We start from the raw sequence: 9,003 nt of genomic DNA on the forward strand, positions 1-9,003 counted from the left end.
GCGTCGGTCACGCCACCGGCGCGATGCCGGCCGCGTGCGCCTGCCGGTCGGCGTGGTAGCTCGAGCGCACGAGCGGTCCGACCGCGGCGTGCGTGAAACCCATCGCGTAGGCCTCGCGCTCGAACATCGCGAACGTGTCGGGGTGCACGTAGCGGCGCACCGGCAGGTGGTGGCCGCTGGGCGCGAGGTACTGGCCGATCGTCAGCATGTCGATGCCGTGCGCGCGCATGTCGCGCATGACCTGCAGGATCTCGTCGTCGGTCTCGCCCAGCCCCACCATCAGCCCGCTCTTGGTCGGCACGCCGGGCACCTCCTGCTTGAAGCGCTGCAGCAGCGTCAGGCTGAACTGGTAGTCCGAGCCCGGGCGCGCTTCCCTGTACAGCCGGGGCACCGTCTCGAGGTTGTGGTTCATCACGTCGGGCGGCGCGGCCTTCAGGATGCCGAGCGCGCGGTCCATGCGGCCGCGGAAGTCGGGCGTCAGGATCTCGATCTGCGTGCCGGGCGACAGCTCTCGCGTCTTGCGGATGCACTCGACGAAGTGCGCCGCGCCGCCGTCGCGCAGGTCGTCGCGGTCGACGCTGGTGATGACGACGTACCTGAGCTTGAGCGCCGCGATCGTCTTCGCGAGGTTCAGCGGCTCGTCGGCGTCGAGCGGGTCGGGGCGGCCGTGGCCGACGTCGCAGAACGGGCAGCGGCGCGTGCACTTGTCGCCCATGATCATGAACGTCGCGGTGCCGTTGCCGAAGCACTCGCCGATGTTCGGGCAGCTCGCCTCCTCGCACACGGTGTGCAGCCGGTGCTCGCGCAGGATCTGCTTGATCTCGTAGAAGCGCGTGCTCGGGCTGCCGGCCTTGACGCGGATCCACTCCGGCTTCTTCAGCACCTCGGCCGGCACGACCTTGATCGGGATGCGCGCGGTCTTGGCCTGCGCCTTCTGCTTGGCGGACGGGTCGTAGGCGGGGGTGGGCGTCGTCATCGCGGTCGGCGTCGGCGGGGCGCAGGTCAGGGCGTCAGCTGGTCGGCCAGCCGGCGCGCAAGCCGATCGGCCGCCTCGCCCCAGGTGGTGAAAACCCCAAGTCTAGCCAGATCGACCGTCTCGAGCCCGGCATAGCCACAAGGGTGGATGCGGCGAAACGGCTCCAGGTCCATCGCGACGTTGAGCGCGACGCCGTGGTACGCGAAGTGGCGGCTGACCTTGATGCCCAGCGCGGCGATCTTGCCGAGCCCGCGGAACGGGTCGCGCGGATCGCTCGGCCCGGCCAGTGCCGCGTGGCCGAAGGGGTCGTCGAGGCGCACGTAGACGCCCGGCGCGCCGGCGACGCGGTGGCCGGTGACGCCGTAGTCCTCGAGCACCTTCAGCACCGCCGTCTCGAGCCGGAACACGTACTCCTTGACGTAGATGCCCAACCGCTGCAGGTCGACCAGCGGGTACGCGACGACCTGCCCCGGCCCGTGGTACGTGACCTGCCCGCCGCGGTTGGTCTGCACGACGGGGATGTCGCCGGGCGCCAGCACGTGCTCGCTGCGGCCGGCTACGCCCTGCGTGAACACCGGCGGGTGCTCGACGAGCCAGACCTCGTCGCGCGTGGTGGCGTCGCGCGCGGCGGTGAAGGCGCGCATCGCCGCGTCGGTGGCCACGTAGTCGCGCGTCCCGAGCAGGCGCACGACCGGGGGCTCGGGCAGGGGCGAGGCAGCAGCCGTCATGCCGGCATTGTCGGCGGCGCGGCGCATCCTGCGGCACACTCGCAGCCGGGGGTGTGCAGGCGCGTGCCAGCACGACGGCCTTTCCCGCCGACGACGAAGGACCGCGCATTGAAAGCCCCCCGATCCCGCCTGCTGCGTGCCCGGCTCGCAGCGCTCGCCCTGGCCGTGGCTGCCACGGCGGCCTTCGCACAGTCGCCGCCGCCCTCGGGGGCCTTGCGTGCGCAGCTCGAACTCGGCGTGCGCGCGTACGAGGCCGGCCGCGTCGACGAGGCACGCGCGATCTTCGAGCGGCTGTCAGCGGCCGGCGTCCCGGCGGCGCTGGTGCTGCTTGAGCGTGCGGCCGACGGCGGCTTCGTCACCGCGATGGTGCAGCTGGCGCGGCTGCACGAGGACGGGACGGCCACCGGCCGCGCCGACCTGCCCGCCGCACACCGCTGGTACCTGCGCGCCGCGACCGCCGGCAGCGTCGAGGCGCAGATCGAGGTCGCGACGTCGTATTACCTCGGCCGCGGCACCGAGACCGACATGGCGCAAGCCGCACGCTGGTACCGCGAGGCGGCCAACGCCGGCGACGTCGGCGCGATGTATCTGATCGCATCGATGTACGAGGCCGGCCTGGGCGTCGAGTGCGACCTGCGGCTGGCGCTGTACTGGTACGCGCTGGCCGCCGACGCCGGCGACGCCGCGGCGGCAGCGAAGGCGCGCGAACTGCAGGACCGGCTGCGCGCGCCGGGCTGCTGAACCGCGCGCGCCGTCGACGACGACCGGCGCGCGCCGCGCACCACGCCCATCGCGGCGCCCTTCAGGGTCGCGGGCGCACGAGCGGCCAGCCGCGCCGCGCCCACTCGCTCATGCCACCGTCGACGTAGTGCACGTGCGTGTAGCCTTGCTCGTGCAACGCCTGCACCGCCGCGCGCGAGCGATTCTGCGTGTTGCAGATCAGCAGCACCGGCGTCGCCGGGTCGCGCGGCGGGATGTCCTCGAGGCGCGCGGCGAGCTGCCGCATCGGCCACAAGCGCGCACCGGGGGCCACGCCGGTGGCATGCTCGGCCGGCTCGCGGATGTCGATCAGCAGGGCGCGGCCCGCCTCGTGCTCGGCACGCGCGTGTTCGAGCGTGACCCGCAGCGGCGCCGTCGTGCGGCGGCCGCGACTGCGAGTGCGGCCGCCGCCATGACGACGGCACGCCGCGACCCCGTGGCGGCGGGGCGGGCAGTGCGAGGCGGTGCAGCGGGATCGGTCATCGTCGTGGACGGCAGGTGCAGAACGTCGCATGATACCCGTCGCCGTATACTGCCTGCACCATGCATCGGTCTCGCGATCCTGTGCGCCCGGCGGCCTTGCAGCGCCGTCGTCGAACCGCGCGAACCGATGCGCGCGCGGCGCACTCCAACGCGCGCCGACGCTGCCGCAGCCGCGCCGCGATCGCCGGGCTGCGCGATGGCTCTTTGCGGAACGGCTGGCGCCGGCACGGGTCTTGACGGTCGGCAGCGGAGCGGCCGCGATCGCACGGCCCGGGACACAGAGTGGCCCCGAAGAATCCCCACTGACCGAAGAAAGGAGAGTCCGAGATGAGCACCGACACGATGCGCCCGACGCCGACCGACCCCGAGCGCCGCTTCTGGGTTCTGACGGCCTCGGCCGCCGGCGGCGTCGCCGCGGTCGGGGCGTCGGTCCCGTTCGTCGCGTCATTCGCGCCGAGCGAGCGCGCCCGCGCGCTCGGTGCCGCCGTCGAGGTCGACCTGTCGGACATCCCGCCGGGCGGCATGAAGACCGTCGAGTGGCGCGGCAAGCCGGTGTGGATCGTGCGTCGCACACCCGAAATGCTGGCCGCCGTCGAACGCCCGCACCCCGACCTCGCCGACCCCCAGTCGCTGCGCCCCCAGCAACCCGACTACGCACGCAACGCGACGCGCTCGATCCGGCCCGAGATCTTCGTCGCGGTCGGGATCTGCACGCACCTGGGCTGCTCGCCGACCGCGGTGCCGGCCGGCAGCGCGAACCCCAGCGTCGGCGCCGACTGGGCCGGGGGCTTCTTCTGCCCGTGCCACGGCTCGACGTTCGACGGCGCGGGCCGCGTGTTCCGCAACAAGCCCGCGCCGACCAACCTCGAGATCCCGCCGCACCGCTACGTCAGCGACTCGCGGCTGCTGATCGGCGAGGACCAGGCCTGAACGGCGACGCGGCCGGCCCTGCGGCGCGCGGGCAGAATGCGGGGGCCGCTGCCCGCGCCGCCCCCGGATGACGCCTCCCGACCCCGGCACCCCCACGACGCACCTCGCGCTGCCGCCCGACGACGCGCTGCGCGAGGTGCTGCACAACGAAGTGCACGCGCGCCCGTCGGCGCGCATCCGGCTGCCGGCGCTCGTCGTCTACGTCGCCGTGCTCAACGCGGGCATCGGCCGCGACGCCGAGTGCGCGCACCTGCGCCGCCTGCCCGGCCAGGACGCGCTGCCGCTCGACGCGCTGGCGGGCAACTTCCTGCGCCTGCGCCTGGGTGGCTGCACCGTCAAGTGGGAGCGTCACACCGAGTTCACGCGCTACTCGATCGTGCAGCCGCTGCCCGACAGCGCCGCGCTCGGCGCTGCCGACCCCGAGCTGCTGCCGGCCGTCGTCGTCGATCCGCAGTGGCTGCGCGAGATCCCCGGGCGCACCGTCGCGGCGATCAAGCTCGCGATGGTGCACGGCGACCTCGCCGACCCCGCGGCGCTGGTGCCGCTGGCGCAGCGCTGGTTCGGCGGTCGCCCCGTCGTCGCGTCGCTGATGGGCCGCGCCCCGGGCGGCGGCAGCCACTCGTGCGCCGTGACCGACTTCCAGCTGCGCGCGAGCGGCTACGAGCGCATGCTCGTCATCGCGCCGCCCGACACGACCGAGACGCGCGCCGGGCGCATCTCGCAGCGCCTTCTCGAGCTCGAGACCTACCGCATGATGGCACTGCGCGGCCTGCCGGCGGCCAAGTCGCTGGCGCCGATGCTCGGCGACGCCGAGGCGACACTCGCGTCGCTGACCGAGCAGCTCGAGGCCGGCCAGGCCTCCGACCAGGAGCTGCTCGACCGCCTCGTCGCGCTGGCCGGGCGGCTCGAGCGCGCGACCGCCGCGCACGACTACCGCTTCGCCGCCACGCGCGCGTACAGCACGCTGGTGGCCGAGCGCCTCGCCGAGCTGCGCGAAGCGGCGATCCCCGGCACGCAGACGATCGGCGAGTTCCTGCAGCGCCGGCTCAACCCGGCGATCGCCACCGTGGCCGCCACCGCGCAGCGGCTCGCGTCGCTGTCGCAGCGTGTCGAGCGCGCGAGCGCCCTGCTGCGCACGCGCGTCGACATCGCCACCGAGACGCAGAACCAGCAGCTGCTGGCCAAGCTCACGCGCGGGCAGGAACTGCAGCTGCGGCTGCAGACCACCGTCGAAGGGCTGTCGATCGCCGCGATTTCGTATTACGTCGTCAGCCTGATGCTGTACGGTGCGAAGGCCGCGAAGTCGGCCGGATTGCCGCTCGACCCCGAGATGACGGTCGGCGCGCTGATCCCCTTGGTGCTGTGGGGCGTGTGGCGCACGACGCGCCGCATCCACGAACGCCTGCACGCGAAGGACGCATGACGGCGCTGCAGGTCGGCCCGCTCGCGTTTCCCATCGTTCCGCTGCTGTGGCTCGTCGCGCTGCTGGTCGCGCAAGGGCTCGCCGCGCGCATGGCCGGGGCGCACGCGCGCGAAGCCGGCGACGCCGTGTGGCTCGCGGCGCTGGCCGGCTTCGCGGCCGCGCGCGTCGCGTTCGTCGCCGGCGCCGCCGACGCCTACCTCGCGTCGCCGTGGAGCGTGCTCGACATCCGCGACGGCGGCTGGTCGCCGGCGGTCGGCATCGCGGTGTCGCTGGCCGTGCTCGCCTGGCACGGCCTGCGTGCCGCACCGCTGCGGCGTCCGCTCGCGGCGGCATCGGCCGCGGGCGCCGTGTGCTGGGGCGTGTCGTCGACGCTGCTGGGCGTGCACGACCGCCCCGCGCTGCCTGCGCTCGCGCTGCAGGCGCTCGACGGCGCGCCGGCCGAGCTGGACGTGCTCGTGCACGGCCAGCCGGCCGTGATCAACCTGTGGGCGAGCTGGTGCGCACCGTGCCGCGCCGAGCTGCCCACGTTCGCCGCCGCGCAGCAGCGCGAGCGCGGTGTGCGCTTCGTGTTCGTCAACCAGGGCGAGGACGCTGCGGCCGTGCAGCGCTTCCTCGCGGCACAGCCGTTCGCGCTCGACGGCGTGTGGCTCGACCGCGCGTCGCGGCTCGGGCCCGCGATCGGTTCGACCGGGCTGCCGACGACGCTGTTCGTCGACGCGCAGGGCCGCGTCGTCGAGCGTCACTTCGGGATGCTCAGCGCCGCGTCGCTCGCGAGCCGGCTGCGCGTGCTGCAGACCACGACCGCCTCGCGGCCATCCCCGCACTGACACGGCCGGCCGACATTCAGCGGGCGCCCCGCCGCCACCGCTGCGGCGTGTGCGCGGGGGTGGGGCTGCCGCGTTCAGCGGCGCCGCAGCCCGAGCCCCACGACGGTGGCGACGACGACGATCGCGCCGGCGACCTGCACCGGCGCGATCGCCTGGCCGAGGATCGCCCACGCGAGTACCAGCGCGAACACCGGCTCGACGTTCATGATCGCCGAGTTGCCGACGACGCCCAGCCGCGGCAGCACGGTGAACATCACCGTGAACGCGGTGCCGTACAGCAGCGTCAGCGCCACGAGGCCCCACCAGCCGGCCGCCGCCTGCGGCAGGTGCAGGCCGCCCTGCGTCGCAGTGCCGGCCAGCGCCAGCACCGCGACGATGCCCATCGTGCCCGCGGTGCGCACGCGCCCGTCGAGGTCGCCGGCCTCGTGCTGCGTCCACACCAGCGCGAGGCCGAACACGGCGCCGGCGCCGAGCGCGAACGCGACACCGGCACCGATGCGCCCCCACTGTGCGGCCGCGCCGAGCCCCGACGCGGCGCCGAACACGTCGAGCGCGAGCGCGAGCCCGGCCAGCAGCACCGGCATCGCGACGAGCACGCGGCGCTCGGCGCGCTGGCGGTACAGCACGCGCGCCCACAGTGCGGTCCACAGCGGGTAGGTGTTGAACGCGAGCAGCGCGAGCGCCACCGGCAGCCGCGCGACCGCCGCGTACAGCCACAGGCTCTGCACCGCGACGAGCACCCCGATGGCCGGCAGCGCGCGCCGGTGCCGCGGCTGCAGGCGCAGCGGCACGCGTTGCACCGCCAGCAGCACGCCGACCGCGAGCGCCGTGAACGCGCTGCGCCACGTCACCGCGGTCGCGACGTCGACGCCGTGGTCGAACGCGACGCGCGCGGCGACGTGGTTGGCGCCCATCATCAGCGCGATCAGCAGCAGCGTGGCGAAGGCGCTCGGCGGCAGCGCCGTGGGGCGGGCAATCATGCGGCCATTGTCGGCGCCGACGCGCGAGGCCCCTGTCGGCCACTGCTTACACTGCCGGTCGATGCGCCAGCCCGTCGACCTGTCCCACGCCAGCCGCCTCGTCAACCACGGCCCCACCGTGCTCGTGACGAGCGCGCACGGCGGGCGGCGCAACGTGATGGCGGCGGCGTGGTCGATGCCGGTCGAGTTCACGCCGCCGCGCGTGGCCGTCGTGATCGACAAGCACACCGTCACGCACGATCTGGTGCTGGCCAGCGGCACGTTTGCGCTCAGCCTGCCGGGCCGTGCGCTGGCCGACCTGACGTACACGGTGGGCAGCGTCTCGGCGCGCGACGTCGCCGGCGGCGACAAGTTCGCCGCCTACAGCATCGCGACGTTCAGCGGCCCGGTGCTGGGCCTGCCGCTGGTCGAGGGCTGCGTCGCGTGGCTCGAGTGCCGCCGCATCCCCGAGGCGCACACCGAGCAGGCCTACGACACCGTGTTCGCCGAAGTCGTCTCGGCGCAGGCCGACGCGCGCGTGTTCGCGCACGGTCGCTGGTCGATGCACGACGGCAACGCGGCGCTGCACACGCTGCACCACCTCGGCGGCGGCGTGTTCGCGTCACCGGCGGCCACGGTGCGCGGCCGCGTGCTGCCGCCCGTGGCCTGATCGGCGCGCTGCCGGCGGTCGCGCACGCGCCGGCGGCGTGCGGCTTACAGTGCCGGCGTTGCCCGCCGTCACGACGTCACCGATGCCGCCTGCCGCCACCGCCCGCCTGCTCGAGCTGTACCCCGCGATCGCCGAACTGGCCCCGCCGCTGCGCGATCCGGTGCTCGCCCGCCACGCGCAGGCGATGCAGGTGAGCGCCGGCACCGTGCTGTTCGAGGAGGGCACACCGTGCCGCGGCTTTCCACTCGTCGTCGCCGGCGAGGTGCGCGTCGCGCGCGGCACGCCACAGGGCCGCTCGCTCGAGCTGTACCGCGTGACGCCGGGCGAGGTCTGCGTCGCGTCGACGTCGTGCCTGTTCGGTCGCGGCCTGCTCGCCGCGCACGGCGTCGCGGCGCAGCCGAGTGAGCTCGTCGTGCTCGACCCGACCGGCTTCGAGCGCTGGACCGCGCACGAGCCGTTCCGGCGCTTCGTGTTCGGCGTGTTCGCCGACCGGCTGGCCGAGCTGATGGCGCTCGTCGAGGCGGTGGCGTTCCAGCGGCTGGACCAGCGGCTCGCCGCGACGCTGCTCGGGCACGGCAGCGTCGTGCTGGCCACGCACCAGGCGCTGGCCGACGAGATCGGCACCGTGCGCGAGATCGTCACGCGGCTGCTCAAGCGCTTCGAGCGTGCCGGCTGGGTACGGCTGGGACGCGAGCGCATCGAGATCGTCGACGCCGCCGCGCTGCGCGCACTGGCCGCCGCCGGCTCGGTGTGACCGGGGTCACCGACCGCAGGCGGCACGCGATCTAGCATCATTCGCACGCGGTCCCGCGGGGACCGTCCTTTTCGAGGAGATCGCGCATGAAACCCAACGTCGGCGGCATCGACCGCATCCTTCGCTTCGTGGTCGGCATCGTGCTGGTGGCGCTCGCGGCCACCGGCACGATCGGTGCGTGGGGCTACATCGGCATCGTGCCGATCGTCACCGCCGCGCTCGGCTGGTGCCCGGCCTACCTGCCGTTCGGCATCAGCACCTGCAAGACCAAGGGCACCTGAGCCCACCGGCCGCCGGCGCCACCGCGTCGGCGGCCGGCCTCGACGTGCACGCGCCCGACGCGCCGGGCGCGCGCACCCCGGCCGCACCGCGGCAGCCACGGGCCGGGACACCGCCCTCCCCCTAGGGAAACGCTGATCAAGTCCTCCGCATCGTAGTGGCGTGCGTTGAAGGAGTCGACGCAGGTTCGGAGGGCGACGATGAAGCAGATGACC

General features: G+C 74.2%; 11 protein-coding genes. 7 read left to right on the forward strand and 4 right to left on the reverse strand.

All coding sequences use genetic code 11. The annotated features are described in order from the left end of the window. Nucleotides 1-7: 7 nt before the first annotated feature. Together lipA and lipB are read right to left on the reverse strand one after the other, a co-directional pair. Entirely contained in the window at nucleotides 8-976 is a 969-nt protein-coding gene (gene lipA, locus DRV96_RS07945; RefSeq protein WP_119289648.1) for a lipoyl synthase, read from the reverse strand. A 26-nt stretch (nucleotides 977-1,002) separates the two neighbouring features. Next, nucleotides 1,003-1,704, reverse strand: a complete 702-nt coding sequence (gene lipB, locus DRV96_RS07950; RefSeq protein ID WP_119289650.1) for a lipoyl(octanoyl) transferase LipB — start codon at nucleotides 1,702-1,704, stop codon at nucleotides 1,003-1,005. A 108-nt stretch (nucleotides 1,705-1,812) separates the two neighbouring features. Between lipB and DRV96_RS07955 the strand changes: the two genes are divergently transcribed. Beyond that, on the forward strand, nucleotides 1,813-2,445 hold the full coding sequence (locus DRV96_RS07955; RefSeq protein WP_162910982.1) for a tetratricopeptide repeat protein: 633 nt from the start codon (nucleotides 1,813-1,815) through the stop codon (nucleotides 2,443-2,445). A 61-nt stretch (nucleotides 2,446-2,506) separates the two neighbouring features. Here the strand turns inward: DRV96_RS07955 and DRV96_RS18845 are convergent, their stop codons facing one another. Then, a complete protein-coding gene (locus tag DRV96_RS18845) occupies nucleotides 2,507-2,977 on the reverse strand; it encodes a rhodanese-like domain-containing protein (protein WP_119289653.1) in 471 nt (156 codons plus the stop codon). A gap of 296 nt (nucleotides 2,978-3,273) precedes the next feature. On the opposite strand from DRV96_RS18845, the gene petA reads away from it, so the two are divergent. From petA to DRV96_RS07975, 3 genes are all read left to right on the forward strand, one after another. Continuing rightward, nucleotides 3,274-3,876 (forward strand): ubiquinol-cytochrome c reductase iron-sulfur subunit, encoded by a 603-nt coding sequence (gene petA / locus DRV96_RS07965; protein ID WP_419187041.1) that lies wholly within the window; start codon nucleotides 3,274-3,276, stop codon nucleotides 3,874-3,876. A 67-nt stretch (nucleotides 3,877-3,943) separates the two neighbouring features. Then, entirely contained in the window at nucleotides 3,944-5,299 is a 1,356-nt protein-coding gene (locus tag DRV96_RS07970; protein WP_119289655.1) for a DUF3422 family protein, read from the forward strand. After that, complete coding sequence (locus tag DRV96_RS07975) at nucleotides 5,296-6,126, forward strand: TlpA family protein disulfide reductase (protein ID WP_119289658.1); 831 nt, start codon at nucleotides 5,296-5,298, stop codon at nucleotides 6,124-6,126. The genes DRV96_RS07970 and DRV96_RS07975 overlap by 4 nt, the downstream gene beginning before the upstream one ends. 74 nt (nucleotides 6,127-6,200) lie before the next feature. Here DRV96_RS07975 and DRV96_RS07980 read toward each other — a convergent pair whose 3' ends face one another. Further along, nucleotides 6,201-7,106, reverse strand: a complete 906-nt coding sequence (locus DRV96_RS07980; protein ID WP_119289660.1) for an EamA family transporter — start codon at nucleotides 7,104-7,106, stop codon at nucleotides 6,201-6,203. A 61-nt stretch (nucleotides 7,107-7,167) separates the two neighbouring features. Here DRV96_RS07980 and DRV96_RS07985 point away from each other — a divergent pair, with 61 nt between their 5' ends. The 3 genes from DRV96_RS07985 to DRV96_RS07995 all read left to right on the forward strand — a co-directional run bounded on the left by DRV96_RS07985 (nucleotide 7,168) and on the right by DRV96_RS07995 (nucleotide 8,790). After that, the gene (locus DRV96_RS07985) at nucleotides 7,168-7,755 is read left to right on the forward strand and encodes a flavin reductase family protein (protein WP_119289662.1); all 588 of its coding nucleotides are present in this window, start codon (nucleotides 7,168-7,170) and stop codon (nucleotides 7,753-7,755) included. A gap of 82 nt (nucleotides 7,756-7,837) precedes the next feature. Then, nucleotides 7,838-8,509, forward strand: a complete 672-nt coding sequence (locus tag DRV96_RS07990; RefSeq protein ID WP_119289664.1) for a Crp/Fnr family transcriptional regulator — start codon at nucleotides 7,838-7,840, stop codon at nucleotides 8,507-8,509. An 86-nt stretch (nucleotides 8,510-8,595) separates the two neighbouring features. Further along, nucleotides 8,596-8,790, forward strand: a complete 195-nt coding sequence (locus DRV96_RS07995; RefSeq protein WP_119289666.1) for a YgaP family membrane protein — start codon at nucleotides 8,596-8,598, stop codon at nucleotides 8,788-8,790. Nucleotides 8,791-9,003: the final 213 nt, after the last annotated feature.

The sequence above is a fragment of the Azohydromonas sediminis genome, assembly GCF_003574675.1.
GTDB lineage: Bacteria > Pseudomonadota > Gammaproteobacteria > Burkholderiales > Burkholderiaceae_C > Calidifontimicrobium > Calidifontimicrobium sediminis.